The 18120-nt window shown below is 39.8% G+C and carries 18 protein-coding genes; 17 read left to right on the top strand and 1 reads right to left on the bottom strand.

Translation table 11 applies throughout. The annotated features are described in order from the left end of the window. Positions 1 to 60: 60 nt before the first annotated feature. The 12 genes from NSQ94_RS11235 (at position 61) to NSQ94_RS11180 (ending at position 11774) form a co-directional block, all read left to right on the top strand. Complete coding sequence (locus tag NSQ94_RS11235; RefSeq protein WP_311067218.1) at positions 61 to 243, top strand: DUF255 domain-containing protein; 183 nt, start codon at positions 61 to 63, stop codon at positions 241 to 243. A 68-nt stretch (positions 244 to 311) separates the two neighbouring features. After that, complete coding sequence (locus NSQ94_RS11230; RefSeq protein ID WP_339229093.1) at positions 312 to 2192, top strand: thioredoxin domain-containing protein; 1881 nt, start codon at positions 312 to 314, stop codon at positions 2190 to 2192. A gap of 136 nt (positions 2193 to 2328) precedes the next feature. Then, a complete protein-coding gene (locus NSQ94_RS11225) occupies positions 2329 to 2466 on the top strand; it encodes a hypothetical protein (protein WP_339229091.1) in 138 nt (45 codons plus the stop codon). A gap of 384 nt (positions 2467 to 2850) precedes the next feature. After that, on the top strand, positions 2851 to 4356 hold the full coding sequence (locus tag NSQ94_RS11220; RefSeq protein ID WP_339211357.1) for a 4-hydroxyphenylacetate 3-hydroxylase N-terminal domain-containing protein: 1506 nt from the start codon (positions 2851 to 2853) through the stop codon (positions 4354 to 4356). Between the two features lie 20 nt (positions 4357 to 4376). Beyond that, on the top strand, positions 4377 to 4862 hold the full coding sequence (locus tag NSQ94_RS11215; RefSeq protein WP_063389616.1) for a flavin reductase family protein: 486 nt from the start codon (positions 4377 to 4379) through the stop codon (positions 4860 to 4862). Positions 4863 to 4879: 17 nt separating this feature from the next. Continuing rightward, on the top strand, positions 4880 to 5740 hold the full coding sequence (locus NSQ94_RS11210) for an FAD synthetase family protein (RefSeq protein WP_339199741.1): 861 nt from the start codon (positions 4880 to 4882) through the stop codon (positions 5738 to 5740). 29 nt (positions 5741 to 5769) lie between these two features. Continuing rightward, positions 5770 to 6195 carry a heme-binding protein gene (locus NSQ94_RS11205; protein ID WP_339229089.1) on the top strand — a complete coding sequence of 142 codons (426 nt, stop codon included), beginning with the start codon at positions 5770 to 5772 and terminating at the stop codon, positions 6193 to 6195. A gap of 61 nt (positions 6196 to 6256) precedes the next feature. Beyond that, positions 6257 to 7171, top strand: coding sequence for a catechol 2,3-dioxygenase (locus tag NSQ94_RS11200; protein ID WP_063389734.1), 915 nt, complete (start codon positions 6257 to 6259; stop codon positions 7169 to 7171). Between the two features lie 541 nt (positions 7172 to 7712). Next, positions 7713 to 8570 (top strand): alpha/beta hydrolase, encoded by an 858-nt coding sequence (locus NSQ94_RS11195; RefSeq protein ID WP_066248511.1) that lies wholly within the window; start codon positions 7713 to 7715, stop codon positions 8568 to 8570. Positions 8571 to 9069: 499 nt separating this feature from the next. Further along, complete coding sequence (locus NSQ94_RS11190; protein ID WP_130158872.1) at positions 9070 to 9276, top strand: 4-oxalocrotonate tautomerase; 207 nt, start codon at positions 9070 to 9072, stop codon at positions 9274 to 9276. 318 nt (positions 9277 to 9594) lie between these two features. Continuing rightward, on the top strand, positions 9595 to 9864 hold the full coding sequence (locus NSQ94_RS11185; protein ID WP_063389622.1) for a 2Fe-2S iron-sulfur cluster-binding protein: 270 nt from the start codon (positions 9595 to 9597) through the stop codon (positions 9862 to 9864). Positions 9865 to 9881: 17 nt separating this feature from the next. Continuing rightward, positions 9882 to 11774, top strand: a complete 1893-nt coding sequence (locus NSQ94_RS11180) for a XylR N-terminal domain-containing protein (RefSeq protein WP_339229086.1) — start codon at positions 9882 to 9884, stop codon at positions 11772 to 11774. A 539-nt stretch (positions 11775 to 12313) separates the two neighbouring features. Here the strand turns inward: NSQ94_RS11180 and NSQ94_RS11175 are convergent. Continuing rightward, positions 12314 to 13015, bottom strand: a complete 702-nt coding sequence (locus NSQ94_RS11175; RefSeq protein ID WP_130157966.1) for a Crp/Fnr family transcriptional regulator — start codon at positions 13013 to 13015, stop codon at positions 12314 to 12316. A gap of 174 nt (positions 13016 to 13189) precedes the next feature. Here NSQ94_RS11175 and NSQ94_RS11170 point away from each other — a divergent pair, with 174 nt between their 5' ends. The 5 genes from NSQ94_RS11170 to NSQ94_RS11150 all read left to right on the top strand — a co-directional run bounded on the left by NSQ94_RS11170 (position 13190) and on the right by NSQ94_RS11150 (position 18024). Further along, positions 13190 to 14092, top strand: a complete 903-nt coding sequence (locus tag NSQ94_RS11170) for a hypothetical protein (RefSeq protein ID WP_339229084.1) — start codon at positions 13190 to 13192, stop codon at positions 14090 to 14092. A gap of 231 nt (positions 14093 to 14323) precedes the next feature. Continuing rightward, the gene (locus tag NSQ94_RS11165) at positions 14324 to 15013 is read left to right on the top strand and encodes a Yip1 family protein (RefSeq protein WP_063389624.1); all 690 of its coding nucleotides are present in this window, start codon (positions 14324 to 14326) and stop codon (positions 15011 to 15013) included. A 7-nt stretch (positions 15014 to 15020) separates the two neighbouring features. Further along, positions 15021 to 16148 (top strand): efflux RND transporter periplasmic adaptor subunit, encoded by a 1128-nt coding sequence (locus NSQ94_RS11160; protein ID WP_063389625.1) that lies wholly within the window; start codon positions 15021 to 15023, stop codon positions 16146 to 16148. Next, a complete protein-coding gene (locus NSQ94_RS11155; protein WP_063389626.1) occupies positions 16145 to 16834 on the top strand; it encodes an ABC transporter ATP-binding protein in 690 nt (229 codons plus the stop codon). The genes NSQ94_RS11160 and NSQ94_RS11155 overlap by 4 nt, the downstream gene beginning before the upstream one ends. Beyond that, positions 16831 to 18024, top strand: coding sequence for an ABC transporter permease (locus tag NSQ94_RS11150; protein ID WP_327855902.1), 1194 nt, complete (start codon positions 16831 to 16833; stop codon positions 18022 to 18024). The genes NSQ94_RS11155 and NSQ94_RS11150 overlap by 4 nt, the downstream gene beginning before the upstream one ends. The last annotated feature ends 96 nt before the right edge of the window (positions 18025 to 18120 follow it).

The raw sequence follows: 18120 nt of genomic DNA, 5'->3' as shown, positions 1-18120 counted from the left end.
CCGTTTAAGCGAATTTGGAAGGATTGTTCTAAATTCTATTAAGAGGAGGAAGTGTTGAAGATGAAGGAATACTTAAAACAAGATCGTTTTTCAAAAGAATATAATTGGCTAATAAAATCAAAATCACCGTATTTGCTACAACATGCAACGAACCCTGTAAACTGGTTGGAATGGTCACCTGAAGCTTTCCAAAAAGCAAAAAGAGAAGGAAAGCCTGTACTTGTGTCTATCGGCTATTCCTAGCCCTGTAATGGGGCTAATATATTAATTAAAAGGTGGATATAAAGTTTACATGTCACTGGTGTCATGTCATGGCTCATGAAAGCTTTGAAGATGAAGAAGTTGCAAAGATATTAAATGAACGGTTTGTCGCCATAAAAGTAGATCGTGAGGAGCGTCCAGATATTGATTCCATATATATGAGGGTATGCCAGATTCTTACGGGGCAAGGCGGATGGCCGCTCAATGTATTTATCACACCGGATCAAAAACCTTTTTATGCAGGCACTTATTTTCCTAAGCAAAGCCGTTTTGGCCGTCCGGGATTTATCGATGTGTTGCAGCAGCTTTCGGAAATTTATCAAAAAGAGCATGAAAAAATTGAAAAGACAGCAGCACGCATAACGGAAGTTTTAAATAAAAATGCCAGTCGAAATAAGAAAGGTGAGTTGAAGCAAAGCGTTCTTCATGAAACGTTTCATCAGCTTTCAAGCAATTTTGACACAATTTATGGAGGGTTTGGTCAGGCACCAAAGTTCCCCATTCCTCACATGCTCATGTTTTTAATGAAATATCACGAATGGACTAAACATGAAAATGCTCTTTATTTTGTGAATAAAACGCTTGTGCAAATGGCAAAGGGAGGGATTTGGGATCATATCGGCTTCGGATTTGCCAGATATTCGACAGATGCCATGTGGCTTGTTCCGCATTTTGAAAAAATGCTGTACGATAATGCCCTTTTGCTTTATACATTCTCCGAGGCCTATCAAGTGACCCAAAACCCTCAATTTAAAACAATTGCAGAACAAATCATTGAATTTGTCCGACGGGACATGCGGAATGAATCAGGGGCTTTTTATTCTGCCATTGATGCAGATTCTGAGGGGGAGGAAGGGAAATTTTACGTATGGACAAAACAGGAAGTGGTAGAGATTCTCGGGCAGGAATTAGGCGAACAGTTTTGTCATATTTACGATATAACTGAAGAAGGGAACTTTGAAGGAAAAAATATCCCGAATCTTATTCATACGAATGAAGAAAAAGCGGCAATTACCTATCAAATGGGGCTGGAAGAGCTGAAAGAGCAATTGGAGCAGGCGAGACAAAAGCTTTTTGAAAAACGAATTGAAAGACCGTTTCCACATGTTGATGATAAAGTGCTGACCGCGTGGAATGCTCTCATGATTGCTGCACTAGCAAAAGCAGGAGCTGTTTTTGATCAGGAAGCATATATCGAAATGGCAAAAAAGGCGCTGAATTTTATTGAAAATCATTTAATTGTAGACGGAAGAGTTATGGTGCGCTATCGCGATGGCGAAGTAAAACAACAGGCGTTCATTGATGATTATGCATACCTTCTTTGGGCCTATATCGAAATGTATGAAGCGACATTTGATTTAACTTATTTGCATAAAGGAAAACAGCTTGCTGATAAAATGATTGATCTTTTTTGGGATCAAGAAAATGGCGGATTTTTCTTCACAGGTCATGACAGTGAAGCAATGCTTGTCAAGGAGAAGGAAATTTATGATGGTGCGCTCCCTTCAGGAAACAGCGTTGCGGCCTTCGCGCTTTTGAAATTGAGCAGGCTGACCGGCAATTTGGATTTACACGAAAGCGTTCAGCAAATGTATTCTATTTTTAAAGAAGAAGTGGAGCAATACCCAAGCGGTCATACGTTTTTCTTGCAAAGCCTTTTGATGGAACAGCTGCCGCAAAAAGAGGTTGTCATTATTGGTCCGAAAGATTGCAGCAAAAGGAAAAGATTATTGAATCGTATTCAACAGGCGTATACAATGGAACTTTCAGTGTTAGTTGCTGAAGATCCAAATCAATTTGCACAAATTGCGGAATTTGCGAAAAATTATCGCATGATCAATAATGAAACAACTATTTATATATGTGAAAACTTTGCCTGCCAACAGCCGACAACAGATGTAGAGGAAGTTATAAATACATTGAACTTATAATGAAAATGTACGATACTATTATCCCCAACAGGCAGGCAGTAAAAAACGATGCATTTAATACGATGCTTTGAAAAAGTCTGCCTCGGACTGGGGTTTTTATGTGAAAGGACAATCCTGAAAACGGGGAGTCGTTCGTTTGCAGTTTAAAGAGCACTTTCTGATCGGTGACTTGATCCGATTGTTGCCTGGCAGCGCAGAAGAAACGCTGATCTTATCGGCGGTGCTGCAAACATATTGGAATAAAGAGCAATGCCCAGATAGCACAAGGGATTAAGAAAGCTCACATTGCTAGGTCATTGAAAGATCAGCGGGAAATGTGATTACAACATTTCAGTACATTAGACAGGGATATGTATGAGCATTATATGATAAAAAACGCCTGGAGACTATTCACCGGAAGCGATCGAAGCCAAGATATGTATGAATATTATTTGAGAAGACTGTCTCACGCTCAAATCGCCAGCTTGTTGCCATTTTGACGCAATGCTGGTGTTTGGCAATGAGGCAGTCTTTTTTGTGTATTTTCAACAACAATTGTTTAGTTTTCAATGATTTTTAAACAAACGCTGTCATTGTCTGAAAATTCAAATCAATTATATGATAGAACCGTAGAGGAAATACCAGTTCATTATATTTTCATTTAGGAAGGTGATAAAAGATGATGAATGGTAAGGAATATTTAGAAAGTTTAAGAGATAACAGGGTTGTTTATTTAAATGGAGAAAAGATTGATGATGTTACAACACATTCTGCCTACGAAAACTCTGCTCGCTCCATAGCAAGAATGTATGATGCTCTTCATGATGAACAGATGGGAAAAATTTTAACGACGACTACTGAAGAAGGCTATCAAACTCACAAATTTTTTAAAGAACCAAAAAATGCTCAAGATCTTTTAGAAGCAAGAGATGCGATTGCACAATGGGCCAAGCTGAGCTATGGCTTTATGGGGCGCACCCCTGATTATAAAGCTTCTTTCACAGCACATTTGAAAGCGTTTGCGGATTATTACGAAGGTTTTGAGGACAATGCGCGAAATTGGTACAAAAAAACAACAAAAGAAGTTCCGTTTATTAACCATACGATTATTAATCCGCAGGTCGACCGTTCAAAACCTCTTCATGAAAATAAAGATGTTTATGTTCGCGCTGTAAAAGAGCGGGATGACGGTATTATTGTAAACGGTGCCAAAATGGTGGGAACGGCAGCTGCACTAACTCATTATAACTTCGTCTCTAACTATGGAGCTCAAGATTTAGGAGATGGTGATCAAAGCCATGCACTCGTCTTCTTTGTACCGATGAATGCGCCTGGCGTAAAAATGATCAGCCGTCAATCGTATGAACAAATCGCAAAAACATTAGGTTCTCCGTTTGATTATCCGCTTTCCAGCCGTTTTGATGAAAACGATGCAGTCATTGTATTAGATAATGTATTTATTCCTTGGGAGAACGTACTTGCCTACAAAAATGTAAACGTAGTAAACGGGTTTTTTGTTGAAACGGGATTTGTAAACCGCTTTACATTCCAAGGTTGTACGCGTTTTGCCGTCAAGCTTGACTTTATGGTCGGCTTATTAATGAAAGCGACAGAGGCGGCAGGTACGAAGCAGTTTCGTGGGGTTCAGGCAAATATCGGTGAGGTTATTGCCCTTCGCAATATGTTTTGGGCTCTTTCTACCGCAATGGCAGCCAATTGTGAAACGAAAAATGGCGTTGCACTTCCGAACCTTCAGTACGGCGCTGCTTACCGTGTGCTCGCTCCAATGGTATGGCCGCGCGTCAAACAAATTTTTGAACAAATCGTTGCGGGGGGCCTCATTCAATTGCCTTCCAGTGCCAGCGACTTTTTAAATCCGGAGCTGCGACCGTATCTCGATCGTTATTATCGCGGTTCAGGCATTGATGCAAAAGAGCGGGTGAAATTGATGAAAATGATTTGGGATGCGATCGGAACGGAATTTGGCGGACGTCATGAGCTTTATGAAATCAACTATGCGGGCAACCATGAGAACATTCGTCTAGAGACGTTAAAAATTGCTGATGCAACTGGAGATTCCGACCGATTTAAAGAGTTTGTCGATTCCGCTTTGGATGATTACGATCTAAACGGTTGGCTCAATGATACTTGGGTATCTCCACAAAAAGAACTTGTGCAGAAATAAAAAGAAAGGAGTTGGTGGATATGGACGATCGCTTGTTTCGCAATGCGATGGGGAAATTTGCTACAGGGGTGACGGTCATTTCAACGGAGCATAACGGAGATATTCATGGAATGACAGCAAATGCCTTTATGTCCATTTCCTTAAATCCGAAGCTTGTATTAATTTCCATTGGAGAAAAAGCGAAAATGCTGGAAAAAATTCAACAATCAAAAAAATATGCTGTTAACATCTTGTCGCACGATCAACAAGTGCTTTCGATGAATTTTGCCGGGCAGCTGGAAAAACCAGTCGATGTACAATTTGAACAGCTAGGGGGGCTGCCGGTCATTAAAGATGCTCTTGCGCAAATTTCCTGCCAAGTTGTTAATGAGGTTCAAGCAGGTGATCATGTCCTTTTCATCGGGGAAGTGACGGATATAAACATGACAGAGCAAGATCCGCTTCTGTTTTTCAGCGGAAAATACCATCAGCTTGCTCAAAGCGAACAAGCGACGGCGTCGAGCTAAAAAAAGGGGGCATTTCATTGAAAACAATCATCATTGATCATCAAAATGATCTAGATCTTATTGCCTCTTGCCCTGTCGTTGCTGCACTAGGGTTTTTTGACGGCGTTCATCTCGGACATCAAAAAGTCATTCAGACCGCTAAAAACTTGGCGGAAAAAATGGGGGTAAAAACAGCGGTTATCAGCTTTTTTCCGCACCCTAAAGAAATAATCGGCAAAACGGGAAAACGTGTCCAATATTTGCTCCCGCCTGCCGAAAAAGCAAAAAAGTTTTCCCATTTAGACATTGATTACTTTTATTTAATACGATTTACATCGGAATTTGCAAGACTTGAGCCGAAGGAATTTGTCCAGAAATATTTAGTTCCGCTGCAAATCAAGCATGTAGCAGCTGGATATGACTTCACGTACGGCCGAAAAGGAAAAGGAAGTTTAGATACGATGGAGGAAGACAGCGGATACTCAATCACTGTCACGAAAGTAGAAAATGTCAAACGAAACGATGAAAAAATTAGTTCTACGTTGATTCGAAATAAGATTCAATCAGGATTGATGGAAGAACTTCCTGATTACTTGGGAGAATTTTACGAAACAAAAGGAAAAATGATCCATACTGATGCAAAAGATGAATTGATTTTGGATCGGTACTATATGCTTCCTCCAAAAGGATGCTACGACGTGGCAATTGATATAGGAAAAGGGTGGTTTGAGGGACGCGTGCTTGTTACTAAGCAGAAAAAAATCTATTGGCTTGGTCCATCCATATCTTCTGTGTGGAGTATTTCTCGAGTCAAAGTAAAATGGATTGCCAGAAGTTTCGATTTCACATTAGAGATCGAAGAAAAGGAAGAGAAAAATCTAGTATTTACAAAAGGATAGCGGTGTTGACTTTAGGAAAGGGGGAAGAAATGTTGGCGTTTTTACAGCAAAAAAGCATCAGCAGTGACTTGGCGAAAAAAATGATTGACAAAGCGGTACAAAAGGCTGAAGAACTTGGAGTGAAAGTGAACATTGCTATTGTGGATCAAGGCGGAAATTTGAAATCGTTTTTCCGGATGGACGAGGCGCCTCTTTTAAGCATACAAATTGCTCAAAATAAAGCCTATACAGCAGCGGCATTCGGGATTCCGACCCATCAATGGTATGACATGATCAAAGATGAGCCGAGTTTGCGCCTTGGGATTGTCCATACAGAAAAGCTTGTCGTTTTCGGAGGAGGGTACCCGATTTATGACGGAAACGATTTAGCTGGAGGAATCGGGGTCAGCGGCGGCTCAGAAGAAGAAGACAGATTGTGCTGCGAGGCTGCGTTATCTTTATTGGAAACGCTTTAATGGAAAGAGCTGATGATCAAATTCATTAAAATAAGATTTTTCAATGAAAGGGAGGATTCAAATGAGCGAAATTTTAAGATTAGGGCGATTGGAGCTTCGGGTGTTGGATTTAGAAGAATCTGTAAAATATTACACAAATGTCATTGGGCTTGAAGTGACAGGACGCGAGGAAAATCGAGTATATTTAAAAGCTTGGGACGAATATGACCATCACAGCATCATTTTGCAAAAATCCGATACAGCTGGAATGGATCATATGGCATTTAAGGTAAAAGATATTTACGAGCTGGAAAAATTAGAATATAAAATTGAGCAATTTGGCTGCAAACTTTCCCGAATTTCCAAAGGTACTAGATTAGCAGAAGGAGAAGCGGTTCGTTTTCAGCTTCCAACAGGCCATCATATGGAGCTGTATACGGAAATAGAACAAGTAGGGACAAAAACTGGGAATCTAAACCCAGATCCATGGCCGGATGGACTAAAAGGAATTGCTCCGCATCGATTGGATCACGCTCTTTTAACAGGCGATGATTTAAAAACAGCAACCCGCTTCTTTACGGAAGTGCTCGGTTTTAGACAAACCGAGAAAATCGTTACGGTAGATGGAGAAGATTTAGTCGGAAGCTTTATGTCAGTGACGAACAAAGGTCACGATCTTGCATTCGTGAAAGGACCGGATGCGAAATTTCATCATGCAGGATTTTATGTCGATAACTGGTATGAAGTATTAAAGGCAGCAGATATTTTAACCAAAAATAATGTTCAAGCAGAAGTGACGCCAACAAGACACGGCATTACACGAGGCCTTACCGTTTACTTTTTTGATCCATCCGGCAATAGAAATGAAGCATACACAAGCGGTTATATGAGCTATGCAGACTTTCCGACCATTACTTGGACGGAAGATAAAATTGGAACAGGTATTTTCTATCATCGAAGAGAACTCATTGAATCATTCTCTAAAGCACTAACATAAAAATACAAAGATCAAGAATATTCTTGTTAAAGGGGTTCGATCATCTCTTCTGATTCGGGAAACACGTAAGGAGATGTTTGCAGCCCCTTCGCTATTTATTTTGCATTCTTAAAAAAGAAATGCTTCAGATGGCTGACCGAAAATCGCTTGAAGTCGATGTTTGGGGTCAGCTTCTTTATATACGGACATGCGAATTCATAATTTACGGATTGTTCTTTTGATGCGGTTTCCATGCCCAATTTTAATTTCTTTAACAGTACGTTTCGCTTTGTTGCGATTTCATGCCCATTTTTTTCTGGAAATTTCTTTAACAGCACGTTCCACTTTGTTAGGTCTATCCAAGGATCTGTTTTAATGTATGAAAAAATTTGTTATTTTTTCCTTTTGTTTCTTATTATGAAACAATGGAGTTGTATAAACAATAATTACCGTTTACGATTGGGATAATTAGTATTTTCTAAAAATTACGTCAATTAATTTCGTGTCAGGAGTACGTGTTGGAAAATGATTCGATAATAGAGTCGAGAGGGGAGGAATTGGTTTGCAAGAAGCGACAAGTGTCCGTGTCAAAACCGGAGACTATGAAACTTATTTTTACCGCACCGGCATCGGAAATAATGAAGCGATTCTTTTTATCCATGGGTCCGGTCCTGGAGCAACTGCTTGGTCTAATTGGCAATATGCGCTCCCTTTTTTCAAGGAAAAGGGATTTGATTGTATCGCGCCAGACTTAATCGGTTTTGGAATGTCGGAACATCCGTCTTCGCCTCCGAAAGGCATCCGGTCATGGATGAGGTTATGGGTGGATCAGCTTAAATACCTTTTGGATGAATTGGAAGTGAAAAACGTTCATTTAGTGGGAAATTCTTTAGGCGGGGCTGTTGCTCTTCATTTATTGGCCGAGGCGCCTGATCGAATTGATCGCGTTGTGTTGATGGGCTCGGCGGGTGCTCCGTTTCGATTGACTCCAGAACTTGACCGCGTTTGGGGGTTTTATGAGGATCCATCCGCAGAGGCAATGGCGCAGATCATTCGCTGGTTTGCATATGATGAAAGCTTTATTAAAGACAATCTTGACAGCATTAGTCAAATGCGCTTTGAGGCGGCAATGAATCCTGCCGTGCGCCGTTCCTATGAAGCAATGTTTCCTCCGCTTCGCCAGCGGATAGTAGATGATCTTGTTTTGCCAAGCGCCACTTTGTGCCGCATACAACAACAAGTTTTACTCGTTCATGGGCTGAATGATCCGATCGTTCCTGTTGAGACAAGTTATTATTTTGCCAAACATCTTCCGCGGGTAAAAATGATGATTTACGGACAATGCAGCCATTGGACGCAAGTGGAATATCGAGACAGCTTTCATTCTTTGCTTTTGCATTTTTTTCACAATGAAATATAAGAATATTTTTATGTTTTTATCAAAAACAAGGTTATGATTTGCTTTTTTCAAAGCCAGACAGCATTGCGAATATGCCTAGTACAACACAACAGTTACGGTTGTTGTACATTTCAATCATTGACGCTTTACCTAGAAAGACAGCCTGCACTAAAAGCGATTTGAAATTTTTTGCAGCCGGCATCGCATTTTCTCACTTTAGCGGCTGTCTTCCCGCATCATGTTAAAAGAACGATTTACGAAAAATGTTGGATCAGATGTATGCTTCATCTTTATAGTTTTTTAAAGGAATGGTGCCATTATTTCGACGGTTGCGGTGCTAGTGTGTCAGGGTCCATTATTTGAACAATAACAAACTTTCTCGTGACCAGGAATCAGTGCAATGGTAGAAATCGTCTAAGCGAGAGTTAGCCGATGCAATAGCAAAACGTTTTCTCCATAAGCCTGAACTTCTTTCGTTCGGTTGAAGCCTTTTTATCTTTGGAAAGGAGAGTCAAAACGTATGCCTTTCATTCAAGTTCACTTGTTAGAAGGTCGTTCTCCGGAAAAAAAGGAGACACTTATCTATGAATTAACGGAGACGGTGTGCAAAGTATTGGATGCGCCGAAAGAAAATGTCCGCATCATGATTCAAGAAATGCCTCTAGAACATTGGGGAATTGCTGGAGAATCTGTGAAAAAACGAAGAGAGCATGAAAAAGAGGGATGAAATCGGTAGATACAAAAGTAGAAAGTTAATTGTTTATGAATGGGGAACATGTTGCGTGTTTAAGAACTCCGTTCGACGCTTTCAAGAACTGCGGCATTGGTCGTGAAGAAGAAAACATACCTTAAGCAAAAATATTTATTATGCTTATAGGTGTCGGATAGCCATGATGTTATGTTCATCAACGATGCGATCAATGCTATGGCATTTTTGTTTCTTTTCGCCAGCGCTAGTAAAAGCAGGTGCAAAATGGCGCATAACGTTATGCTGTAGAGCATGCTTGAATAAAGAAAAAATTATCATGTTGGGAGGGAGATAATAATGGTATATCAAATTCATATAGGCGGAGAAATTTTTTCTTGCGGAGAGAGCGTTGATTTATTAAAAGCTGCGAGATCTCATCAAGTAAAAATTCCTTATGGATGTGCAAATGGAGGTTGCGGAATGTGCAAAGTCAAAATCCAAAAGGGAGAATACAAAATTGGATTGTGTTCGAAAGGAGCTCTTTCGGATGAGGAGCGGCAACAAGGTTATGTATTGGCTTGCAAAACGTATCCGCTCAGCCACTTGATTGGTGATCTTGTTGAATAAAGCTAAGGTGGTAACATATGAACAAAAAAAGATCGGCATTAGATCAGCTGGAATTAAATTTTGATAACGGTTACATTTATATGGGGAAGTCCCGCTCGATGATTGTGGCGACAAATGCGCTCGGATTATTGCGCAGAGATTTAATTCGCGACATGGGATTTGAACGGATGAAAGGTTTTTTGTTTCGGTATGGATGGAATCTAGGTAGACAAGACGCGAAAGAATTGATGAATCATGCAAACTGTACAGTAGAGGAGTACATTCAAGATGGCCCAAAGCTGCATACGATGAAAGGTCATGTGAAAGCGAGATGTACTTTTTTAGAAGTCAGAAGGGAAAATGGAAAATATCAAGTCAGAATGGAAGGATATTGGTGTCATTCCTATGAAGCAGAAGAACATGTGCGCCATTTTGAGACATCATCCATCCCAGTTTGCTTTACCCTTTCTGGTTATGCCAGCGGTTTCGTTTCAGAAATTGTCGGAGAAAAGACGATTTTCAAAGAAATTGCTTGTCAAGGTATGGGAAAAGAAGAATGCCATTGGATCGGCCAAACGGTGGATCGATGGGGAGAAGAAGCGGAACAAGAGCTGTGCTATCTTGAAGAGTCCCCAATCGTAGAAGAGCTGGCGGCAACATACGAAAAACTTTTAGAAGAACGGAATAATTTAAAATTTGTGACGGATGTTCATAAGAAGCTCACTGAGGAAATCATTAAAGGAAACAATTTAGACTCCGTAGTTCGTCAAGTGTTTCAATCGACGAATATCCCAGTTTTAATTGAGAACCTGCACCTTCATCCGATGGCCTATGCTGGGATTACTTCCAATGAATTAGAAAAATATAAAAACGAACTTATTGACTATGTAGGAAAAAATCCTTTTTGCCAGCCTCAAGCCATCGTCACATCAACACAACTTCTTCATTTGCGCCATCATGATCGCCTGATGACACCAATATTTTTGCAAAACAAAATTGTAGGATATTGTTCGTTTGTTTATCGCGATTTGCATCAATATAACGCCTCAATTTCTCCTATGATTTTAGAGCGGCTGGCCTCTGTCAGCTCGGTATGCTTGCTCAATGAAAAAGCAAAGCTAGAATCGTATGAACGGATTAAAGGATTTTTTTTAGAGGAAATCATTAATGCGGGACAACAAAGCAATGATCACGACTTAATCATGAAAGCTAGTTTAATAGGAGTGGATTTATCCAAGCCTTTTTATATTTGTGTGCTGGATTGCCGGTTTCAAGAAGATGATTTATCGAAAGAGCTGGAAATGCAAAAAGAAGTTTTAAGTTTTCTTTCCGCTTACGACAAAGATCAAAAACAAAACATGTTGATTGGCCAGCGTGCAAAACATCTTATTTTGCTGGTAACAGAAGATCAAGTTGCCAAAACAGGTATACAAACATGGCTGTCAAAAATCGTTGATTTACTATCTTCACAATTCTCTACTATTAAATTTTACGGGGGAATCAGCTCCAAAGTAAACAATGTGTCAAATGCCGGGGAAGCATATAAAGAAGCACTTACAGCGGTCAGGGTATCATCGAAGCACCAACAAATCATTTCGTTTGAATCGTTAGGGGTTGTTGGTGTGCTGATTAATGAAAAGAATGAACAAGAGGTAAAAAAAATGGCCAAAGCTTGCCTTGGAAACTTAAAACTGGATGATCCAAAAAATATCGAGTTCCTGCGAACATTGTACATCTTTCTAGTCAATGGAGGCAATTTGGAACAGACAGCGGCAGATTTGGCGTTATCCATCAGCGGATTGCGTTACAGGGTGAGCAAAATCGAAAGCATTATTCAGCAGGAACTGCGAAATCCTATGATTCATCATCAACTTCTTTTATCGATCCAGTCATTAATGATGATTGGAGAGATCGATATCGGCATTAAATAATGAAGGCACTAAAGGTACGGACATTTTCCTGCATGGGAATGGCACCGGTTGTGCTTTTGTATTCATAATAAAAGTTTCATATGGAAATTCTAAAATTTGCAGGAATCAAGTGCAAATTTTGAGTTAAATTCCATTTGGTATCCCCTACTCAGGTAGACAAAAAAAACAGATGCATTTCATATGATGTGTAAAGAGTCTGCCTGGGATGGGGGTTTTTAATGGCAAAGAAAAAACAAAACCTCAAATCAGGAACCTTTCATTTGAAGGAAAAGATTAAAGACACTTATATGAAGCACACCCCGAAACGATCGAACAGGTTCTCATTTTTTTAGCCTTAGCCGCTTAAAAAAATGCCTGTCCTGCGATCGAATCATTGTCCCGGCATAGTATTCCCTATTTTCATTGTTTTACTTGACAGAATATATGCACGACTAGATCTTTGTTAAATGAAAAATAAATAAAGAAAACTGGCGATTTGCCAGTTTAAAGTTCCGGCTCCATCTCTGAAAGACAAGGCGCATATAAGATGTTTTTACAATTTAATCAATTCGGCAGTAGGAAACGGGGCAATTTTCACAATTGATTTCATCTTTTAAATATTGAAGATCGTGAATGGTGATTTTTTTATTTTGAAAAGAAATTACGCCTTTTTTCCGCAAATTGCTCAACATTCGATTGATGCTTTCTCTAGTTGCTCCGCAAAAATTCGCAAGCTCCTGATTGGTCATGTCGATATTGATGAGAATGCCATTTTCAGTTTCTACTCCATAGGTGTTCGCCATTCGTATGAGTGTGGAGTATAAGGCACCTTTCTTCCCGTTTAAAATCAAATCGCGGAATTTTGTTTGAGTAATTTGATATTGCTCGCTCATCCATTTTAGGAACGAAAGGCTAAGATTCGGATTTTCAAACAGTTTGCATTCTAATCGTTCTTTTTTTATGAAATAAATAGAACTGTTTTCCAAAACTTTTGCGTTAAATATGTGCTTCGGGTCATTTGAAAAAATAGAAAATTCACCAATAAGGTCGCCTTTTTTGCAGATCTTTAGCGCCAATTCTCTTCCATCTGAAGTTGTTTTGCTTATTTGCACCAAGCCGGATTGGATGCAATATAATTCATGAACCTCCATGCCTTCTTGAAAAAGATACGTCCCTTCCCTCACGTTTATGATTCCGTCGAAATATTCATGCAAAGCACTCAATGGATCGGTTAAGAATGGATCCGCCACTTGTTTGACCATTATAAAACCTCCTTTCAAGAAGGAAACCATCTATATACCAATATTTTACCAGAACCTAGGAATCTTGATTGTGAAAAAATGGTGAATTGTGATGTAAAGCACATTTTTTTATGAATAAAAATTAGGTGATTACAAAAAAATAAAATGAATTTAAATGATAAGGAGGGAAAAAGAGTGCCGCAACGCATTCAATCGTATGTAAATCAAGCGCAGCAAGCATTGCAGCAGATTCAACAAATTGCCAAAGTACTGAAACAGCAAGAACAGCAAAACGCTAATCAAGCATTTAGCTCAAATCAATTTACAGCACAACAGACACAAGCATTTGGACAAAAGGAACAAAATGCGGTGCAAAATTTGCAGCAAATTGAAAATTTGGCTCAGTCGCTTCATAGTCAAGCACAGCAGCTGCAAAATTATCAACCGAAAAACCAGTATCAAGCAGTATACCAAGCTCAACAACCGCAAAATCAATATCAAAGTCAAGCATCCGGCTTCAGCTTCAATCCGTTAAGCGGACAAGCGAGCCAAACGAACGTTAATGAAGTGCGCCAGCAAAATCAGCAATCAGCGCAGCAAATACCGAATCAGTATCAATCGCAGCAAGCATCCGGCTTCAGCTTCAATCCGTTAAGCGGACAAGCGAGCCAAACGAACGTCAATGAAGTGCGCCAGCAAAATCAGCAATCAGCGCAGCAAATACCGAATCAGTATCAATCGCAGCAAGCATCCGGCTTCAGCTTCAATCCGTTAAGCGGACAAGCGAGCCAAACAAACGTCAATGAAATACGCCAGCAAAACCAGCAATCAGCACAGCAAATACCGAACCAGTATCAATCGCAGCAAGCATCCGGCTTCAGCTTTAATCCGTTAAGCGGACAAGCGAGCCAAACGAACGTCAATGAAGTGCGTCAGCAAAATCAGCAATCAGCACAGCAAATACCGAATCAGTATCAATCGCAGCAAGCATCCGGCTTCAGCTTCAATCCGTTAAGCGGGCAAGCAAGCCAAACAAACGTCAATGAAGTGCGCCAGCAAAACCAGCAATCAGCACAGCAAACCCAAGCTCCGTTTTAAAAAAACGTGGCAAGCAGGAGCAAATTAGAGCTAGACAACATGCGGACAAAATGATAACCAAAGAGTTAATAACCTGTAAAAGACCGTAGAATGTATTTCTGCGGTCTTTTCATCATGTTAAGGGAAGTTTTTCAAAATATTTGTAAGAAATTCAAAAAATGTGAAACTTCATTCTTATCAATCTCGTAAAATAAATTGAAAATAATCATTATAATGGAGGAGATGACTTTAATGAGTGAGCAACTGAACATTCAGCATTCAAATGAAAAAGTGGATAAACCGTCGTTGTTAGGGATTGTGACAAGTCCGATTGAGACGCTTGAGCGGATCAAACAACAGCCAAAAGTATTGCTTCCATTAATTGTTGTCATTATTATTTCATCTTTGGCAGCTTACCTTTCAGTGTTATCAGTCGACTATAGCATCGTGGAAGAGGAATTAGGTGCAGAAGGAGCAGCTTACGTCGGCGCATTTACAACAGTCGGTGCACTTGTGTCTGGTATCATTGGCGGACTTATTACACTATTGATTTCGGCACTCATTCTTTTTGCCATTGTAAAAATTGCCGGAAAACAAATTCGTTTTAAACAAATGTTTTCAATGACCGTTTTTATTTCTCTTGTTACATCAATAGGAACACTGTTAAATGCGATTATTTTATATTTTGTCGGTGGAGGAGACATCACTAATCAAGTATTTACTAGTTTAAACAGTATTGTAGGAGCTGAAGGGGCGCTTGGATCATTTTTGTCATCTATCGAAATTTTTGGAATTTGGGGAACAATATTGACCGCTTTTGGGCTTCATCATGTAGGTCAACTGTCAAAAGGTGCATCTTGGACTATTTCAATCGTTTTATTCATTCTTGGCAGTCTGCTATTGACATTATCTGGAGCAACACAATCATTAGTGGGGGCATAGTTATAGTATGAGAAAGAAAGTTTTGATCGGTGTAGGAGTAGCAGTTATCATCGCTTTATTTGTTGGGATCAGTATTTTTCGTGCTGCATCGAAGGAAAATCCGACTGTAGAAACAGTCAAATTGGAGCAAAAAGAAATTACCGGGAATGTTATGATTCCCGGTACTCTTCAATTAATGAATGAACAAAAAATTTATTATGATGCTGAAAGAGGAAAGATCAAAAAAATCCTTGTCAAAGAAGGGGACAAAATAAAAAAAGGAGCACCTCTCGTCATTTATGAAAACGAACAATTAGAGCTTGAAAAGGAACAGGCCAAGCTTTCGATTGAACAAAGCTATATCAAACTAGATCAAATCAATGAGCAGTTGGATGATCTGAAGAAAAAAGAAGAAGAATTGAAGAAACAAGTCGGTAAAGAAGAAGCAGAAAAGCAAATAGAAAATGAAAAAAATCAACTGCAAATGGATAAGAAAATGACGAATCTTGAGCTTAAACAACAGAAGATTCAACTGGAAACAGTGGAAAAGAAGATTTTAGAACTTGAAGTGAAAAGCGAAGTTGATGGAATTGTGATTACCGTAGATGAAGACGCAGCTGTAGCAATGGGCGAAAATGTGAAGCCGCTCATACATATTGGCAGTTTGAACAAAATGAAAGTGGAAGGGGTCATTTCTGAATACGATTCTTTAAAAATTAAAGAAGGTCAGCCTGTAGTTTTAAAATCTGATGTGGTGCCTGATGCAAAATGGAAAGGAAAAGTATTGAAAATTGGCATTTTGCCTCAACAAGGCAGTGAGATGGCGGCGGAAACAGGAAACGAGGCTGTCCAGTATCCAGTGGAAGTTCTTGTCCAAGATCAGAACATCCCGGTGAAGCCTGGCTTTAAATTGATTATGGAAATTGAAACGGAAAGAAAAAAAGCGAATGTTATTCCTCTTACCGCTGTTCAACAAGATGATGATCAACAATATGTTTATGTAGTGAAAAACGGAAAAATAACAAGAAAAGAAATTAAAACCGGTACTTCAACCGATGAATATATTGAGGTGACGAGCGGTTTAACAAAAGATGATGAAATTGTTCGTGAACCATCTGATGAAATCAAAGCAGGCGTGGAAGTGACAATCAAATGATCAAGCTGGAAGATGTGACGAAATCTTATAGAAACGGTAAAGAAACAATGGATGTGCTCAAAAAAATCAATTTAGAAATCCGGCAGGGGGATTTTGTGGCCATTATGGGGCCGTCCGGTTCCGGCAAATCAACTCTCATGAATATTATTGGCTGTTTGGACCGCCCGACATCAGGTGCTTACTATTTTGAAGGGAAGGATATATCGTCCCTTGATGATCAAGAATTGGCCAAAATACGCAACAAGAAAATCGGTTTTGTTTTTCAGCAGTTTCATCTTCTGCCGCGGTTGAGCGCCTTAAAAAATGTAGAGCTGCCAATGATTTACGCCGGCATTGGAAAAAAACAGCGGGATGAACTCGCTAAGCAGGCTTTAATAAAGGTTGGTCTCGGCGATAGAATTCAGCATATGCCAAACGAATTATCGGGAGGCCAAAAACAACGGGTGGCAATAGCTCGAGCCATTGTGAATAATCCAAAGCTCATTTTGGCAGATGAACCGACTGGTGCATTGGATACGAAAACAAGCGAAGCAATTATGGAACAATTTACAATGCTAAATAAAGAAGGGACAACCATCATTGTCGTAACGCATGAACATGAAGTGGCTCAATTTGCTAAGCGTACGATTGTAGTAAGAGATGGAGAAATTTTACAAGAAGATTTGGGACGGGGGAGCACATTATGAATTTGATGGAAAATTTTCGGATGGCGTTTTCCTCCATTCTTGCCCATAAGCTCCGTTCAATTCTGACAATGCTAGGAATAATTATCGGTGTCGGATCTGTTATTTTAGTTGTAGCAATCGGCCAAGGGGGCGAACAAGCCTTAAAAGCCCAAATTGCAGGCAGCAGCAATACGATAGAAGTGTATTATCAACCAAGTGAAGAAGAGTTGAAAGCAAATCCGAACGCAATGTTAGTGGATCCGTTTACCCAAGAAGATGTTGAAGCGTTGAAAGAGATCCCTGAAGTTAAACAGGTTGTTGCTTCCACGACAAGTTCTTATCAAATAAGGTATAAAGAAGAAACAATCGATGCCACGGTCTATGGGATCAATGCTGCATATATGGATGTCAATCAATTAAACATTCATAAAGGCCGACTGTTTACGGAAGCGGATTTTTTAGGCGGCAGACGTGTTGCGATTATTAGCGACCAACTAGCAGAAGATTTATTTAAAAAACATAATCCGATTGGCGAGGTCGTTTGGGTATCGAATCAGCCGTTCGAAATTATCGGCATACTTGAAAAACCGACAGGAATTTTTGCCTTTGGCATGTCGGAAATTTACACTCCATGGACGGCTTATCGAAATGCTTTCGGTCAAACGAATTATACGCAAGTAACGCTTGAAGCAGTTAGTGCAGACGAAATCAAAGCTGCAGGGGAAAAAGCTGAGCAATTGCTAAACGACATGCATCAAACAGAAGATTCGTATCAAGTGGTGAATTTTGAAGAAATTGCAGAATCCATCGGCCAAATTACCCGTATTATGACCATGATTATCGGAAGCATAGCCGGAATTTCCCTCGTAGTTGGCGGCATCGGTGTCATGAACATCATGCTCGTCTCCGTCACCGAGAGAACGAGAGAAATCGGCATCCGCAAAGCTCTTGGTGCAACAAGGAGACAAATTTTGCTGCAATTTTTAATTGAATCGATGACATTAACATTAATTGGGGGAACTTTAGGGATTTTATTAGGTGCAGGAATTGCATCCATCATTTCCATTTTTGCCGGTTGGCCATCATTAGTATCATGGCAGGTTGTCGTCGGCGGACTTTTATTCTCAATGTTTATTGGGATTCTCTTTGGACTATTGCCGGCAAACAAGGCGGCAAGATTGGATCCAATCGAATCGTTAAGATATGAGTGATACAGAAAGCTGCTGGCTCTGCCTTCCATAGGCGAGAAAAATTCATGCTAATACAATCTGTTTTTTAAACAAAACAAAAAAGGTGTCCAACTTTAT

This window comes from Aeribacillus sp. FSL K6-2833, assembly GCF_037965815.1.
In the GTDB taxonomy this organism is placed as follows: domain Bacteria; phylum Bacillota; class Bacilli; order Bacillales; family Aeribacillaceae; genus Aeribacillus; species Aeribacillus composti.
This window is presented reverse-complemented; position numbering and strand designations above follow the sequence as displayed.

Bases quoted from the DNA above. Each gene is read 5' to 3' on its own strand.
- NSQ94_RS11175 (WP_130157966.1), bottom strand. From the start codon at position 13,015: ATGGTCAAACAAGTGGCGGATCCATTCTTAACCGATCCATTGAGTGCT.
- NSQ94_RS11235 (WP_311067218.1), top strand. From the start codon at position 61: ATGAAGGAATACTTAAAACAAGATCGTTTTTCAAAAGAATATAATTGG.
- NSQ94_RS11185 (WP_063389622.1), top strand. From the start codon at position 9,595: ATGGTATATCAAATTCATATAGGCGGAGAAATTTTTTCTTGCGGAGAG.
- NSQ94_RS11150 (WP_327855902.1), top strand. From the start codon at position 16,831: ATGAATTTGATGGAAAATTTTCGGATGGCGTTTTCCTCCATTCTTGCC.
- NSQ94_RS11230 (WP_339229093.1), top strand. From the start codon at position 312: ATGGCTCATGAAAGCTTTGAAGATGAAGAAGTTGCAAAGATATTAAAT.
- NSQ94_RS11190 (WP_130158872.1), top strand. From the start codon at position 9,070: ATGCCTTTCATTCAAGTTCACTTGTTAGAAGGTCGTTCTCCGGAAAAA.
- NSQ94_RS11205 (WP_339229089.1), top strand. From the start codon at position 5,770: ATGTTGGCGTTTTTACAGCAAAAAAGCATCAGCAGTGACTTGGCGAAA.
- NSQ94_RS11215 (WP_063389616.1), top strand. From the start codon at position 4,377: ATGGACGATCGCTTGTTTCGCAATGCGATGGGGAAATTTGCTACAGGG.
- NSQ94_RS11220 (WP_339211357.1), top strand. From the start codon at position 2,851: ATGATGAATGGTAAGGAATATTTAGAAAGTTTAAGAGATAACAGGGTT.
- NSQ94_RS11200 (WP_063389734.1), top strand. From the start codon at position 6,257: ATGAGCGAAATTTTAAGATTAGGGCGATTGGAGCTTCGGGTGTTGGAT.
- NSQ94_RS11155 (WP_063389626.1), top strand. From the start codon at position 16,145: ATGATCAAGCTGGAAGATGTGACGAAATCTTATAGAAACGGTAAAGAA.
- NSQ94_RS11165 (WP_063389624.1), top strand. From the start codon at position 14,324: ATGAGTGAGCAACTGAACATTCAGCATTCAAATGAAAAAGTGGATAAA.
- NSQ94_RS11160 (WP_063389625.1), top strand. From the start codon at position 15,021: ATGAGAAAGAAAGTTTTGATCGGTGTAGGAGTAGCAGTTATCATCGCT.
- NSQ94_RS11180 (WP_339229086.1), top strand. From the start codon at position 9,882: ATGAACAAAAAAAGATCGGCATTAGATCAGCTGGAATTAAATTTTGAT.